At 54.4% G+C, this 12,931-nt stretch carries 14 protein-coding genes, 2 tRNA genes and 2 pseudogenes; 5 read left to right on the top strand and 13 right to left on the bottom strand.

The window, feature by feature from the left end; all coding sequences use genetic code 11:
* Positions 1–12 precede the first annotated feature (12 nt).
* Positions 13–408: a holo-ACP synthase AcpS gene (gene acpS / locus CBE74_RS21825; RefSeq protein WP_087454431.1), complete on the top strand. Its 396-nt coding sequence runs from the start codon at positions 13–15 to the stop codon at positions 406–408.
* Between the two features lie 4 nt (positions 409–412).
* On the opposite strand, the gene CBE74_RS21820 is transcribed toward acpS, so the two are convergent.
* Both CBE74_RS21820 and bcp read right to left on the bottom strand, forming a co-directional pair.
* Positions 413–1,066, bottom strand: coding sequence for a TetR/AcrR family transcriptional regulator (locus CBE74_RS21820; protein ID WP_087454430.1), 654 nt, complete (start codon positions 1,064–1,066; stop codon positions 413–415).
* A 40-nt stretch (positions 1,067–1,106) separates the two neighbouring features.
* Complete coding sequence (bcp, locus tag CBE74_RS21815) at positions 1,107–1,586, bottom strand: thioredoxin-dependent thiol peroxidase (protein WP_087454429.1); 480 nt, start codon at positions 1,584–1,586, stop codon at positions 1,107–1,109.
* An 88-nt stretch (positions 1,587–1,674) separates the two neighbouring features.
* Here bcp and CBE74_RS21810 point away from each other — a divergent pair, with 88 nt between their 5' ends.
* Both CBE74_RS21810 and CBE74_RS21805 read left to right on the top strand, forming a co-directional pair.
* Positions 1,675–1,950, top strand: coding sequence for a DUF3618 domain-containing protein (locus CBE74_RS21810; RefSeq protein ID WP_013912165.1), 276 nt, complete (start codon positions 1,675–1,677; stop codon positions 1,948–1,950).
* 115 nt (positions 1,951–2,065) lie between these two features.
* Positions 2,066–2,410, top strand: a complete 345-nt coding sequence (locus CBE74_RS21805; RefSeq protein WP_087454428.1) for an antibiotic biosynthesis monooxygenase family protein — start codon at positions 2,066–2,068, stop codon at positions 2,408–2,410.
* A gap of 9 nt (positions 2,411–2,419) precedes the next feature.
* Here the strand turns inward: CBE74_RS21805 and CBE74_RS21800 are convergent, their stop codons facing one another.
* The 5 genes and pseudogenes from CBE74_RS21800 to CBE74_RS21780 form a co-directional block, all read right to left on the bottom strand.
* Positions 2,420–2,974, bottom strand: coding sequence for an isochorismatase family protein (locus CBE74_RS21800; protein ID WP_087454427.1), 555 nt, complete (start codon positions 2,972–2,974; stop codon positions 2,420–2,422).
* Between the two features lie 241 nt (positions 2,975–3,215).
* A complete protein-coding gene (locus tag CBE74_RS21795) occupies positions 3,216–3,371 on the bottom strand; it encodes a hypothetical protein (RefSeq protein ID WP_259484202.1) in 156 nt (51 codons plus the stop codon).
* Between the two features lie 54 nt (positions 3,372–3,425).
* Complete coding sequence (locus tag CBE74_RS21790) at positions 3,426–3,788, bottom strand: zinc-binding dehydrogenase (RefSeq protein WP_259484497.1); 363 nt, start codon at positions 3,786–3,788, stop codon at positions 3,426–3,428.
* 111 nt (positions 3,789–3,899) lie between these two features.
* Positions 3,900–4,217: pseudogene (locus tag CBE74_RS21785) on the bottom strand (NADP-dependent oxidoreductase); the annotation flags it as partial.
* A gap of 216 nt (positions 4,218–4,433) precedes the next feature.
* A tRNA-Lys gene (locus CBE74_RS21780) sits at positions 4,434–4,506 on the bottom strand.
* Positions 4,507–4,890: 384 nt separating this feature from the next.
* Here CBE74_RS21780 and CBE74_RS21775 point away from each other — a divergent pair.
* Positions 4,891–6,078 carry a L,D-transpeptidase gene (locus CBE74_RS21775; protein ID WP_087454426.1) on the top strand — a complete coding sequence of 396 codons (1,188 nt, stop codon included), beginning with the start codon at positions 4,891–4,893 and terminating at the stop codon, positions 6,076–6,078.
* A gap of 62 nt (positions 6,079–6,140) precedes the next feature.
* On the opposite strand, the gene CBE74_RS21770 is transcribed toward CBE74_RS21775, so the two are convergent.
* The 5 genes from CBE74_RS21770 to CBE74_RS21750 all read right to left on the bottom strand — a co-directional run bounded on the left by CBE74_RS21770 (position 6,141) and on the right by CBE74_RS21750 (position 9,827).
* Positions 6,141–6,971: a dihydrodipicolinate synthase family protein gene (locus tag CBE74_RS21770; protein ID WP_087454425.1), complete on the bottom strand. Its 831-nt coding sequence runs from the start codon at positions 6,969–6,971 to the stop codon at positions 6,141–6,143.
* 57 nt (positions 6,972–7,028) lie between these two features.
* A tRNA-His gene (locus CBE74_RS21765) sits at positions 7,029–7,104 on the bottom strand.
* Positions 7,105–7,150: 46 nt separating this feature from the next.
* Positions 7,151–7,810, bottom strand: coding sequence for an oligoribonuclease (orn, locus tag CBE74_RS21760; RefSeq protein WP_087454424.1), 660 nt, complete (start codon positions 7,808–7,810; stop codon positions 7,151–7,153).
* A gap of 65 nt (positions 7,811–7,875) precedes the next feature.
* The gene (gene cmrA, locus CBE74_RS21755; RefSeq protein WP_087454423.1) at positions 7,876–8,679 is read right to left on the bottom strand and encodes a mycolate reductase; all 804 of its coding nucleotides are present in this window, start codon (positions 8,677–8,679) and stop codon (positions 7,876–7,878) included.
* A gap of 152 nt (positions 8,680–8,831) precedes the next feature.
* On the bottom strand, positions 8,832–9,827 hold the full coding sequence (locus tag CBE74_RS21750) for an MDR family oxidoreductase (protein WP_087454422.1): 996 nt from the start codon (positions 9,825–9,827) through the stop codon (positions 8,832–8,834).
* 274 nt (positions 9,828–10,101) lie between these two features.
* Between CBE74_RS21750 and CBE74_RS24660 the strand changes: the two are divergent.
* Positions 10,102–11,931, top strand: a pseudogene (locus CBE74_RS24660) (S8 family serine peptidase).
* 97 nt (positions 11,932–12,028) lie between these two features.
* Here CBE74_RS24660 and CBE74_RS21725 read toward each other — a convergent pair.
* Entirely contained in the window at positions 12,029–12,736 is a 708-nt protein-coding gene (locus CBE74_RS21725; RefSeq protein ID WP_087454421.1) for a hypothetical protein, read from the bottom strand.
* Between the last annotated feature and the right edge of the window lie 195 nt (positions 12,737–12,931).

Below are 12,931 nucleotides of genomic sequence, written 5' to 3'. Positions count from 1 at the left end.
GGAAGATGACCCATGTTTATTGGGACGGACCTCGTTCACATCCCTAGCTTTGCAGAGCAGCTACGCACGCCAGGTTCTTCTTTTGCAAACAACGTCTTCAGCGCGCTTGAGCTACGAGTGGCCGCAACAAAGCCGGATAGAGATACGCACCTTGCCGGTCGATGGGCCGCCAAAGAGGCCTTTATCAAGGCATGGAGCCAAACGATGTACGGCAGCGCACCCGTGATAAGCGCGGAGAACGTCGAGTGGCGAGACATCGAAATAGTTCCGGACGCCTGGGGGAGAGTAGTGGTGAATCTCCGTGGGGAAATCCAAAGACTCGCGCAGATAGACCAGGCGCAGGTGAGCATCAGTCACGATCATGACTATGCCATCGCGCAGTGCCTTATCCCAGGGGCTGCAGGATAAGAAGCTAGCCGGTGGCTACAGCAAAGAGATAGGCCACCAGCATCCTCTTAATTTCCGTAACTCGCGCGTGGAACATCTCATCTGTGGAAGCACGGTCATAGACCGCGTAGTTCAGCAGCGAGGAGACCGTGTGCACCAGCATGCGAGAGATTTCCGCCCGGCCTTCTTCTGACGTTTGCGGGGCGAGCGGGCGCAGCGCTTCTCCCACGATTTCTAGCATGGGCTTTTCTGTGGCCGCTGCTGTCGCTCGCGTCGCGGGAGTGGACTGAATGGCATGCCAGACGCTCCTGCGGGAGGGGTCTGCACGCCACATATCCGCCAGGTGATCAATGAACTCGTCGAGGAAGTCCGGCCACTGAAGCGCCGGGACCTGCTCAGAGAACTTTTGTATTTCTGCCAGGGAAGCCGCGGTGTCTTGGCGATCGAGCTCGCAGATCATCACGTATTTATTGGCAAAGAATTGGTAGATGGTTCCGATGGGCACCTCGGCGCGACGGGCGACTTCATCGAAGGTAAAGGACTCAAAGCCTACGTCGACAAGCACAGAGCGAGCAGCAGCGAGGATTCTGTTGAACCTCTCGCGGCTGCGTTGCTGCGCGGGCCTGCGGCGAGGGAGGAGAATTTCCCCGCTGGTCCTGATTACTTCGGGTTTGCCCATGGTTTACATCGATTGATTCTTTACTAGAGAAGACTGATAGTTATTCGCTGGCGAGCAGATCGCGGAGCACGCGTGCAACATGGCCTGTAGCACGGACGTTGTATAAGGCTAAGCCAAGCGTTCCGTCTGGTTCTACAAGAAACGTTGAGCGGATAACGCCCTGGACCACTTTGCCGTAGTTCTTTTTCTCTCCAAATGCGCCGTAGGCCTTCATGACGTCCTTAGATGCGTCGGAAAGCAACGGGAAATTAAGCTCATGGTCGTTGCGGAAGTCACTGAGCTTTTCCACCTTATCGGGGGAGATGCCGACAACGTTGATACCTAGATTGTCGAGCTGAGCAAGGTTATCCCGGAAGTCACACGCCTCCTTTGTACATCCAGGGGTATTAGCGCGGGGATAAAAATAGACCAGCACCCGAGAGCCACGGAAATCCTTAAGTGCCGTTGTGCCGCCCTTGTCATTGGGAAGATCAAAGTCGGGGGCCATATCGCCGATGGAAAGTCGCACTTGTTCAGTCATGGTCTAAAGGATACCGGCTACGCACACACAACGGGTTTCGGGCTAAGGTGTAAGGAGGAAATAGCGAAGAACTCAGAGGAGAGTATCCGTGGCACGCGATATTAATGACATTCAGCGCGACATTGAGCGCACCCGTCGTCAGCTCGCAAGCACCCTCGACGAGATTGTGGATCGTTCTAAGCCACAGAACTTTGTCGACGATGCCAAGAAGCAAGCAACCACCAAGCTACAAGACCCCCAAATCCAGAAGATTCTCGCGGGCATCGGAGTAGCTGTGGCCGGCCTAGTGGTCCTGGGCATCGCACGCGGACGCAAGAAGAACAAGGAACTCAAAGAAATCCAGCGTCTTCTCGCACAGCGCTAAAGCTTTTCGACGCCACCCCCTAGTAGCCCACAAGCCATATCCTCACGCTAACTGCCGTGCGGATATGGCTTTTTGCTTCTGCACGTCGTGGCACATACGACTAGCATCGGTGCCTATGAGCATCATTAAAATCAATGCATTGTCCGTGCCCGAAGGCCGCGGGGAAGAACTAGAGAAGCGATTTGCGGCACGCAAACACGCTGTGGATTCCACGCCGGGCTTTGAAGGCTTCCAACTCCTACGCCCCACTGCTGGTGAGGACCGTTATTTTGTGGTGACCAAGTGGGCTGATGAAGAATCTTATGCGCAGTGGCGCGATGGGGAAGCCCAGAGCCTGCATGGCCATGGCCGGGGCGAGAACCACGAGAACGCATCCAATTCCCACACTGGTGGTAAAACGCCCGTGGCACAGAAATCTGAGCTTTTGGAGTTTGACGTGGTGCTGGACTCTACGAAGTAGAGAGGCCAACTAGCGGAGGACACACCCGTGGTCTTTGAGACGGCGCAACATTGCGCGGGTGTTGTCCTCATTAACTGCGGCGCACAGGTGCGAGAGCACTGTCACATGGAAGCCTTCTTGTAGGCCGTCGAGCGCCGTAGCCTGAACGCAGTAATCCGTAGCGATCCCCGCGATATCAATCTCGCGTACCCCACGAGCTTGTAACCATGCGCCTAAGAGTTGACCATCTGCCGTGCAGCCCTCGAACCCTGAGTAGGCGGCGCTGTAGTGCCCTTTATAAAACACCTCGTCGAAGTGCATGGTGAAGAGCAATGGGTGAAAATCTGCGCCTTCTGTGTTGGCCACGCAATGGATGGGCCAGGTGTCGATGAAATCTGGGGTTTCAGAAAAATGATCGCCCGGATCGATATGCCAGTCTTTGGTGGCCGCAATATAGTCATATTTTTTCCCGTGCAGTGTTACGTATTCTGCAATGGATTGTGCTTGGATTGCACCTTTGACCGTTTCTAGTGCCCCGCCCGGACAAAAGTCATTTTGGACGTCAACAATGATGAGGGCTCGCATATTTTCCTTCCGAGAAAGCGGCTCGCATATTTTTTTCCTTCCGAGAAAGCACAGAGAAGGTATAGAATCCATATGAGGATACATCTCGGCTGGATGAACGCTGCATTGGGGTGTCAATAGGGGTAATTATTAGGGATAATGCTTTGCAACGCCACTCAGTATCCACAAACGCCAGATCCCCCGGCTAACCGAAAAATAGCAATCGTCTAGCGGGGGACCAGGTATGCGGTGTGGAAATCCTCTAGAACTCCACGATCATCTTGCCAGTGTTGCCACCTTGGAAAAGCTCCAAGAACGCGGAGGGGAGAGCCTCAACACCGTGGCGAGTAGTGACATCAAACTGTATTTGCCCAGTGACCACAAGCGGGGCTACGACCTGTTGAAACTCCTCAATCACATTCCATGTACTTGGGAACAACAAAGCCGCGCAGGGTAAGGCACTTACCGATGATTAAGCGCATATTGCGTGGCCCAAAGGTTTCTCCTTCGGAATTGTATTGGGAGATCGCCCCACATAGCGCTGCCCGGCCAAAGACATTGAGGTGGTCGATTGCGGCTTCAAGATGGTCGCCGCCGACATTATCAAATAGACATCAATGCCATTGGGTGCTGCTTGAGCGAGTGCTGCGGAAACATCACCGTCGCGATAGTTGAAGGCGGCGTCGAAACCTAGCTCTTTCAAGCGCTCAACCTTGGCGTCTGTGCCCGCAGAACCAACGACAAAACTAGCTCCGAGGTGTCGCGCGATCTGACCCGCAGCTGAGCCGACGGCACCGGCTGCCCCGGAGATAAAGACGGCGTCGCCCTCCTTCATCTCCGCGACTTTTTTCAACCCGATGTAAGCGGTCAAACCAGTCAGCCCTAGTATGCCTAGGTAAGCGTGAGCTGGGACAATGTTTGTATCTACCACCAAAGCTTCAGCCTCATCGACGATGGTCATCGTTTGCCACCCCTGGAAGTGACGCACGCTCGCGCCGACCTGAATCTTCTCGGACTTTGATTCCACGACGACGCCGACGGCACCACCAGACAGCGGTTGATCAATCTGGAATGGCGGGACGTACGATTCCGTATCGTCCATGCGGCCGCGCATATATTATGGGTCGACCGTCGCTACCTCATTGCGGACCAACACTTGGCCGGCCTGCAGTTCGGGGAGCTCGACGACCTCCTTGCGGAAATTCTCCAGCGTGGGCATTCCTTGTGGGCGAGACGCGAGAACCCATTGGGTAGTTGTGGTCATACGAAGATGCTCCTTTTCCCTTGATTGTTGTGTGTGAACTTGTGGTCCACGAATGCTTTTAACAATCCCTCAGAACCCCACGGAGATGAAAAATATTCCAAATTACGTATGTCTTGTGAGGTTTGAAGTTCGGGGAGATCAAAAGGAATAATGAGGTGCATAAACGAAAAATCTCCCTCCGCCTACATAAAGCAGGTGGAGGGAGATTATAAGAAGTGCGCCATCAGGGACTTGAACCCCGAACCCACTGATTAAGAGTCAGTTGCTCTGCCAATTGAGCTAATGGCGCATTGTTGTCCTTTGCGCCGTGCGGCGCGCTGTGCAACGAGAAGAAATATAACCCTATTTGATGGTTGTTGTAAAATCGCCTGGTCAGGACGTGTTTCTGGGTGGGTGTTTTATGGCTGCTTTGCGGGATGTGTATAAAGGGCTTTGGGGTGGGCGTCGGCACGCTAAAAAGAGGGGCGGGGAGCGTAACGACGGGTGCTCGGCAAACGATGAAGGGGAGGAAAAGCACTGGTGGTTTGGGTTAGATAACAATGTGGCAAACATGGGTTGCTGCGAGCCGGTATCAGTGGGAAAAGACGTTACGATGTGGGTTCGTTGTCGTCGTGACGAGGTGCCGCGAGGAAAATGCGGCATCGATCGTGGTTGTAGGAGAAGAAGGAAAATAGTGGCCAAAAGGGTATCCAAGCGATCGTATATAGGGGTAGCGGCGACGCTGTTGGGTTTCTCGTTGTTGATGGCTGGATGCACGATAGCTAATGGGGGCGGGGATGAATCGGGGCACAGCGAGCAGTCCTCGCAGCAGGTGGAGAAGAAGCTTGCTCCCGTCGCTAGCGTGAATAATGGCGAAACCGGGGTGGATCCCTCCGCGTTTGTCACGGTCAAATCCTTGGGCGAGGGCCTGAAGAACGTGACCATGACTAATGAGAACGGCAAAGAGGTTCAGGGCGAAATCTCCGCGGATGGACGTTCGTGGTCTACCACTGAGGTCTTGGGTTTTAACCGTTCGTACACCATTGTGGCGAAAGACAAGAACGGGGAATCTTCCACGACGGGGTTCCAAACAGTAACCCCGGCGGCGCAGGCATTTGGTTCTTTAGCTCCCCTGAACGGGGCGGTCGTGGGAGTCGCCCAGGTCATCGCGATGCGTTTTGATGCAATCGTGAATGATCGCAAAGCTGTGGAGGACGCAATCAAGGTGACCACCGAGCCTGCGGTCGAGGGCGCATTTTTCTGGATTAGCCCCTATGAGGTGCGGTGGCGGCCGGAGAACTTCTGGGCACCGGGAACCAAGGTCACCGTGGACGCCAAACTTTACGGCAAGAACCTAGGCAAAGGCGTTTACGGAGATAACGACAATTCTGCGACTTTTACCATCGGCGACCGGGTCGAGGCAGTAGCTGATGACGCAACAAAGACCATGACCATCTATCACAATGGCGCGCCTGTCCGGTCGATGCCGATCTCCATGGGCGCGAACAAGTGGCCGACCCCTAATGGGGTTTACACCATTGGGGATAAGAATCCTTCCCTGGTAATGGACTCGGAATCCTATGGGCTCTCCCATAAAGAGGGCGGTTACCGTGTTGATGTGAAATTTGCCACGCAGATGTCCTATTCCGGCATCTACGTGCATGCGGCGCCATGGTCTGTCTATGCACAGGGCAATTCCAATACGTCTCATGGTTGCATCAACGTGAGCACGGAGAACGCGCAATGGTTCCAGAACTTTGTTAAGCGAGGGGACATCGTCACCGTGCGGAACACGGTTGGCGGTTACATCAGCGGCTATGACGGCCTGGGGGACTGGAATATCGACTGGCAAACCTGGAAAGCCGGAAACTCGAATATCTAATATTTCCTCATGCTTTCAAGGCCTCGTAGCTCTATGAGTTACGAGGCCTTTTGCTCACCGTGCTAATCGACGCCACCCAGTGGCGCTCGACATACTCCCATATCTATGCCTTCGTGGTCGGTGATGTAGTCCTTGAGCGTCTGAATCGGGGCTTCCCCTTTGATCTTGGACACCAACTCGGAGAGGAGATCATTATGCGGAGGCTCAAGGCCCTTTCTGAGCGCCTCGAACCATTCGACGGTTTCCTTGGGTGCCATGTTGCCGGCGATGGATGAGAGGTAGGTAAAACCGGTGGTGGATACGCGGGAATTGATGTTGACCTCACCACCGGCATAGTAGCGAGTTTTAAAGGGGGTGAGCTCTTGAACGACCTCGTCAATCTTGAGTGTGCCGCCTGGATCTTTGATGCCGATGACGTGCGCGAGCATGCATAGCTGCGCCAGGGTGGAAGCGCTCGCGTCGAAACCAGTGCGTTCTGGGTGGTTGTAGATGATTGTGGGCTTACGGGCGGCGTCGATAACAGCTACCGCGTAACGACGCGCCTGCTCCTGCGTAGGGCGCACATAGGGCGGGAACCCCAATAAGATGCCATCAATCCGGCTTAACGACGCCACGTAGCGTCCTAGCTCCACAGCGTGGCGCTGTCGGATAGCGGCAACACCCACAAGTATCTCAATTCCAGGCGCCCAGGGATGCTGATTCACGGCGTCATACAGAGCATGTTTTTCAGAGGCGTCCATGCTGTGCTGCTCGCCGGTGGAACCACCGAAGAGGATTGATGTGATGCCTTGGCTGATAAGCCAGTCTGCGTGGGCCAGGGTGGACTCGATGTTGAGGGATTCATCGTGGTGGAAGGCCGTGGGCACGGCAACATGGATCCGAGCGTTAAGCATGCAGTGATTGTATCGGATGACAAAAACTCCCTGACTAAAAATAGTCAGGGAGTTCATTGGGGTGGCTGACGGGGCTCGAACCCGCGACACCCAGGATCACAACCTGGTGCTCTACCAGCTGAACTACAGCCACCATTGCCGCTTCAAAGCAGCGAGGACAATATTAACTCACAAATCTATTATTGCAAAAACTGCTGGTAGGACTGGGTTGCTTGGGCAGAAGCCTCAATGCATTCTGCGTTGGTGAGATCCTTTTTAAAGAGTACTTGGCGGTAGTACTCAAGTTCGCGAATGGACTCGACGATATCCGCTAGCGCGCGGTGTGCCATGCCCTTTTGCGGTTGGTTGAAGTACACGCGCGGGGCCCAGCGCCTGGCAAGCTCTTTGATGGAGGAAACATCGACCATGCGATAGTGCAGAGCCTCGTCGAGCCTAGGCATATAAGCATTGATGAAGCTGCGGTCGGTGGCAATGGAATTGCCCGCCAAAGGGGCCGGATGCTGTGGGTCGCAGTGCTTGGCAATCAGCTCAAGGACAGCGTCTTCGGCTTCCTTGATGGACACCGTAGAGGATCGAATCTCCTGTGTCAGGCCAGAATTTTCGTGCATCGTGGTGACGTAGTCATCCATTTTCGCGAGTTCTGCTTCCGTGGCATGCACAACAAGGTCTACTCCCTCGCCAAGAATATTCAGATCTGCATCAGTGATAAGTGCGGCGACTTCGACGATCACGTGACGACGAGTATCGAGACCTGTCATCTCAAGGTCTATCCAAACGAGGCGATCATTTTTAGCGGGGGTATCAGACATGTTTTCTAAGGTACCCGTATCTTGCGCCATTGTGGCAGCAAGGAGGTGTTTCTAACCACGAATTGACGCAAGATCGGGTGAAGATGCGTTGGGGTTTATGATCCTAGCTTTTTATAGAACCAGCCCATCAGTGGTGAAAGCACCGCAGTGGGGGCAATTGCGGAAATTGCATTCATTGTTTTTGATAAAGGCCCAGGAACCACTCGACGGGAGTTCGCGGCGAGCGCTGCGAGAGTTTCTTTCGAGCAGGACTCGTAGGTGGTCCAGAGGAAATCAGGCACAACCTTATCCACGATGGACTTTTCGGCGTCGTCGACGACCGCATCACGTACGGGCCCTGGCGCCAGCAGAGTACAAGCCACGCCGGTGCCACGAAGCTCGTAGTGGAGAGCCTCGGTAAAAGCGTTTACTCCTGCTTTAGTGAACACATAAGTGGCATTGTTGGGGATGGGGACATTTCCGGCGGCGGAACCAACGTTGCAGATGGCGCCCGTGCCGCGCTCAATCATGCCGGGAAGCACCGCGTGAGTGAGTTCAAAGACTGCCCGGGCGTTGAGCTCGAATTGTGTGTCTTCATAAGACCAGTCTTGGTCGATGAAAGGGCCAAAGCTTGCGATTCCGGCGGAATTGATGATGATGTTGACTTCCACGTCTTGAAGTTCGTTGATGAGCGTTGCGCGCTCCTCGGGGTTAGCAAGGTCGCAGGCCATAACGTCGACTTTGACGCTGTGGTTTTGTTCCAGCTCTTCCGCTAGCTGCTCAAGAACGTCACGGCGCCGGGCTACCAGAATGAGATTGTGGCCCATGCAGGCAAGATCCTTGGCGATCGCACGTCCGATTCCTTGGCTTGCGCCAGTAACTACAGCTCGTGCATGAATAGATGGTGAAGGTAATGCCACGGTAGTTCTCCTGAACATTGGTTGGAAAGCGCACAGAGTTCTCACCCATACTACGTGCGTCCGCGGCAGTACCGTAGTTATAGCTGGCTTTAACCCGTGGACGTCGCATAGCTTGTTGCGCAGATTAACGCCCACGTGAGCTCGGCCTGGCGTTAGTTGATCTCGACTACCGTCCTGCCGTGACGTTGGTTATTCATCAGCTCCTTGCCGGCATCGATGACGTCGTCTAGGCCGATAGTGGTTGTTATAGCGTCCAGAGCCTCTGTATCTAGGGCCTGTGATAGTAGCTCCCAAGCTTTTTCGCGGTGTTCTAGAGGTGCGTCAACGGAATTGATGCCAACGAGCGATACGCCACGAAGGATAAAGGGAAGAACCGTGCCTGGTAAGTCTGCACCTTGTGCCAAGCCGCACGCTGTAACCACTCCGCCCCATGTGGTTTGAGCGCAAGCGTTGACAAGGGTGTGGGATCCCACGCAGTCGACAACACCTGCATATATGGCGCGCTGTAGCGGTTTGCCCTTTTCGCTCAGTTCTTTTCGCTCCACGATGGAGCTGGCCCCAAGACCTAGAAGATAATCTGAGTGCTCCTCTACTCGGCCGGTCGCTGCGACAACGTTATAGCCAAGCTTGTGCAGTAAAAGAATGGCGATTGACCCCACGCCACCGGTAGCGCCTGTGACAAGGACGGGGCCATGATCGGGCAGAACCCCGTGTTGTATAAGCGCGTTCACGGAGAGCGCTGCTGTGTATCCTGCTGTGCCGATAGCCGCGGCTTGCTTCATAGAAAAAGTAGAGGGGAGGGGCACTGTAGACGAGGCGTGAATACGCTGGCGCTCGGTGTATCCGCCATGGCGGAATTCCCCGATTCCCGCGCCATTGGCAATTACTTTATCGCCGGGTTGGAACCGATCGGATTCTGATTCCAACACCTCGCCAACAGCATCGATACCGGGAACTAGGGGGAAGGTGCGGGCCACGCCACGATCCCCGCGCAGTGCCATGCCGTCTTTGAAGTTGAGGGAGGAATAGGCAACTTTAATGAGCAGATCGCCATCGGCTATATGTTCCTCGATGGATGGAAGGATGCGGGTGGTTATCTCCCCGGTCTCGGAAGACTGAACCACAACAGAACGCGATTGAGTAGTCATGTTTTCCAACCTAGCCCTCTTTGCTGAGTCGGGTGGCTGATAGTGCGAATGTGCACAGGCAAATCTGGATCAGGTGATTGAGTATTTCTGGGCACTCTCTTTTATCTCTATGAACTCGGTCTCACTCGGATAGGGGAGCTTTGCATAGGGGGGAGCTGAGAATTAAATGAAGCTTGCCGAGCAATGGTGGGTTTTACCCCATGATTTTTGTGGAAGAATTTTTGCCGGAAAAAGTTTCGGATCGATTTTCTTTCATCTCGTTATAATTCCATGCGTGAAAACTTATTCCCCAAGAACTGTATTCTCACGCAGGGGTGGCGTATCAGTGGTATGCGCTGCCATAACATTCGCATCTCTCGTTGCTGTCGCTGCTCCTGCTTTGTCCGTTGAAGAACCCAATGATTCCCTCGCTGTTGTGCAGCGCCAAAGCGTTGCTCCGACTGGTGAGGCGCCTGCTGCTCGATTCACTGTCACGTTCAACCAAATGACGACGCTGGATCAGGCTAAAAGGATGAACGTTCTCGATAACATTGTTGAAGAATTTTCATCTGATGCGTCTTTCGTCCGCCAGATGTTCGACGGCTCATACGTTGTTGAGCTAAATCCACCTGTGCCTGCAGAGAGAATCCCTTCCCTCCGAGGCACCCTCGAGTCCAAAGCTGAAATTGCGTATGCGGATATTGACCGCGTCCAATATTCCCCACTTCTCTTGCCGCACCTAACGACGAACACTACAAGTATCAATGGCACCTCTTTGACCAGTTCGGTGCGAACGTCGATAAGGCGTGGGCATCGGGTGCAGACGGTGCTGAGACCGTTATCGCCGTGGTGGATTCAGGCATCACTAGCCACGCCGATCTTAACGACAAGATCTTGCCCGGCTACGACATGATCTCTGATCCTCGGATCTCTCGGGATCGCGACGGTCGCGACAATGACCCAACTGATATGGGCGACTGGACCTATGATGGCACCTGTGGTCGCGACTCCCGGGCCGCAAACTCCTCCTGGCACGGAACCCACGTGGCAGGTATCGCGGCGGCGATCACCGACAACCATGAGGGCGTAGCCGGCGTTGCTCCTGACGAAAGATCCTTCCTGTCCGTGCTCTGGGGCGATGCGGCGGTTACACCTCCGATATTGCAGACGCGATCGTGTGGGCCGCGGGCGAGGACGTTCCCGGCACTCCTCACAACGACAACCCCGCCGACGTGATCAACCTGTCACTTGGCGGAAAATCTCGTCAGTGCATGCCGATCTACCAAAATGCCATAGATCGCGCATTGTCCCGTGGCGCAACAATAGCTGTGGCTGCTGGCAACGAGGATCTGCCAACCGATAACGCCCAACCTGCATCGTGCGACGGCGTGATTACTGTGGGTGCTACTGGTCCAGAAGGGCACCGAGCTGCCTACTCTAACTACGGACGCCACGTAGACCTTGGTGCACCTGGTGGCAATATGAGGCCTGTCTTTGGCAACCCTACCCCGGCCGCCGGCATCCTTTCCACCGTTAACCGTGGTCTGCGTACCCCTGAGGCCAGTGGCTATTCCTACATGGAAGGCACCTCTATGGCCACCCCTGTGGTTTCCGGTGTCATCGCTTTGATGAAGGCTGCGGATCCTACGATTAGTTCAGACGAGATTGAGCGCATCCTCCGCGACACGGCACGTCGCTATACGACGGAACCAGGTCCAGGACAAGGAAAAAGACTGCGCACGGGATGGGGGCAGGGGTTGTCGACGCCCACGCTGCGGTGTGTTCTGCACTAGCCTGTAGCGGCCGTAGCTGTGACGACGCCCGTCCTGCTCCTAAGCCGGTTGCTGTTCCTACGCCGATCGTGGAAACCGTTCCTGCGCCGGCTCCTTCCGGCCCCGAATTGGTTGACCTGGACCCTAGCGACTCCCTCGCTCCAGAGCTCGACCTTCCTATTGTTGACGCAGAACCAGCACCTGTGGCTGAGGCTCCCGTAGAGCCCCGTCCTATTGTGTGGAAACCGGTTTCTGAGGAAAGGGAACGCCCTGGTCGGGACCACAGAAAAGAGCCCGCAAAGCAGCAATGCAGCCGCTTTGAACGACTTCTTACATGGAAGAAGTGCTCTTAAATCCTTTGTAGACGCATGATAAAAGGCGCGCCCCGCTTGTCGTAGTGGGGCGCGCCTTTTATCATCTTGCTTGCTCTCAACCTAGCGTTGGTTTCCGTTATAAACGAAAGAGTCTCAGTAGGAGGCTGAAGAACTGGGACAACGTGCGTAAGAAACCTTGCCACAGCGAACGGAAGGTCCCTGGTGCGCTGGACTGATCTATCACGAGGTTGGGGCCCATGGTTTGGGTGTTGCTATGGTAGCCATCGACCGTAATTCCTATTGTACGTGGTTCTGGGGACCTGGCGTCGACGGTGTATGTGTATTCGACGGAGACTTTTTGACCTAGTAGAAGATTTGTGAGGTCTTTATCTTTAAAACTGATGCCCTTGGCTTGTTCCTGTATTTCCCAACCCTTCTCGATGAGTTTTGTAGGGGACTGCTGGTCGATTGTGTAGGTGACGGACTCCTTGTTTAGGTGCCCTACCGCGGGGACTAATTCTGTGAAGTCGCTAAAGCCTCGGGCATTTCCATCTTTTGATTCGATGGTGACCTTCACTGTTACGGTGTCTCCGTGGGAAGCATGGGCCGTTTTGGGATCAGATGGGGTCCGTGCGGCTCCGTTGGGGTCTTTTACCGTGATCTGGCGTGTTAACGGCACGGTTCCCGTAGTGGAGCCATCTATCGCATCAATTGTTGCCGTTACTGCATTGCTTGAAGCCTCTTGGGCGATAGCGCTAGGTGCTGCGGATAAAAGGGGAGTTATAGCTGTAAAAGCAACGATAGCTGCCAAAGATTTGGTAATTCCGGTTCTGGACTTCTGCATAGGGCCTTCCCACTTATTTCTACAAAAAGCTTATAAAATAAGCCTTTTTAGCTTAAATTTGGATTAAAATTTACTATGTTGGGGAGCTTAGGGCAAAGTGGGGTCGTGTGTGTTGGGGAATTGTCGTTTTTGAGAACGCTAGCGAGGGTGTGCTTTGTAAAACGCCAGGTGGGGATTTCTAGCGTTCTCAAAAAC

The sequence above is a fragment of the Corynebacterium silvaticum genome (assembly GCF_002162115.2).
GTDB classification, from domain to species: Bacteria; Actinomycetota; Actinomycetes; order Mycobacteriales; family Mycobacteriaceae; genus Corynebacterium; species Corynebacterium silvaticum.
Note: the sequence above shows the minus strand (reverse complement) of the source record. Positions and strands in the feature narration are given on the sequence as shown.

Coding starts and splice junctions, on each gene's coding strand:
- CBE74_RS21770 (WP_087454425.1), bottom strand. CDS start 6,971: ATGCTTAACGCTCGGATCCATGTTGCCGTGCCCACGGCCTTCCACCAC.
- CBE74_RS21750 (WP_087454422.1), bottom strand. CDS start 9,827: ATGACTACTCAATCGCGTTCTGTTGTGGTTCAGTCTTCCGAGACCGGG.
- CBE74_RS21725 (WP_087454421.1), bottom strand. CDS start 12,736: ATGCAGAAGTCCAGAACCGGAATTACCAAATCTTTGGCAGCTATCGTT.
- orn (WP_087454424.1), bottom strand. CDS start 7,810: ATGGCGCAAGATACGGGTACCTTAGAAAACATGTCTGATACCCCCGCT.
- CBE74_RS21805 (WP_087454428.1), top strand. CDS start 2,066: ATGAGCATCATTAAAATCAATGCATTGTCCGTGCCCGAAGGCCGCGGG.
- CBE74_RS21800 (WP_087454427.1), bottom strand. CDS start 2,974: ATGCGAGCCCTCATCATTGTTGACGTCCAAAATGACTTTTGTCCGGGC.
- CBE74_RS21820 (WP_087454430.1), bottom strand. CDS start 1,066: ATGGGCAAACCCGAAGTAATCAGGACCAGCGGGGAAATTCTCCTCCCT.
- CBE74_RS21790 (WP_259484497.1), bottom strand. CDS start 3,788: ATGAAGGAGGGCGACGCCGTCTTTATCTCCGGGGCAGCCGGTGCCGTC.
- acpS (WP_087454431.1), top strand. CDS start 13: ATGTTTATTGGGACGGACCTCGTTCACATCCCTAGCTTTGCAGAGCAG.
- bcp (WP_087454429.1), bottom strand. CDS start 1,586: ATGACTGAACAAGTGCGACTTTCCATCGGCGATATGGCCCCCGACTTT.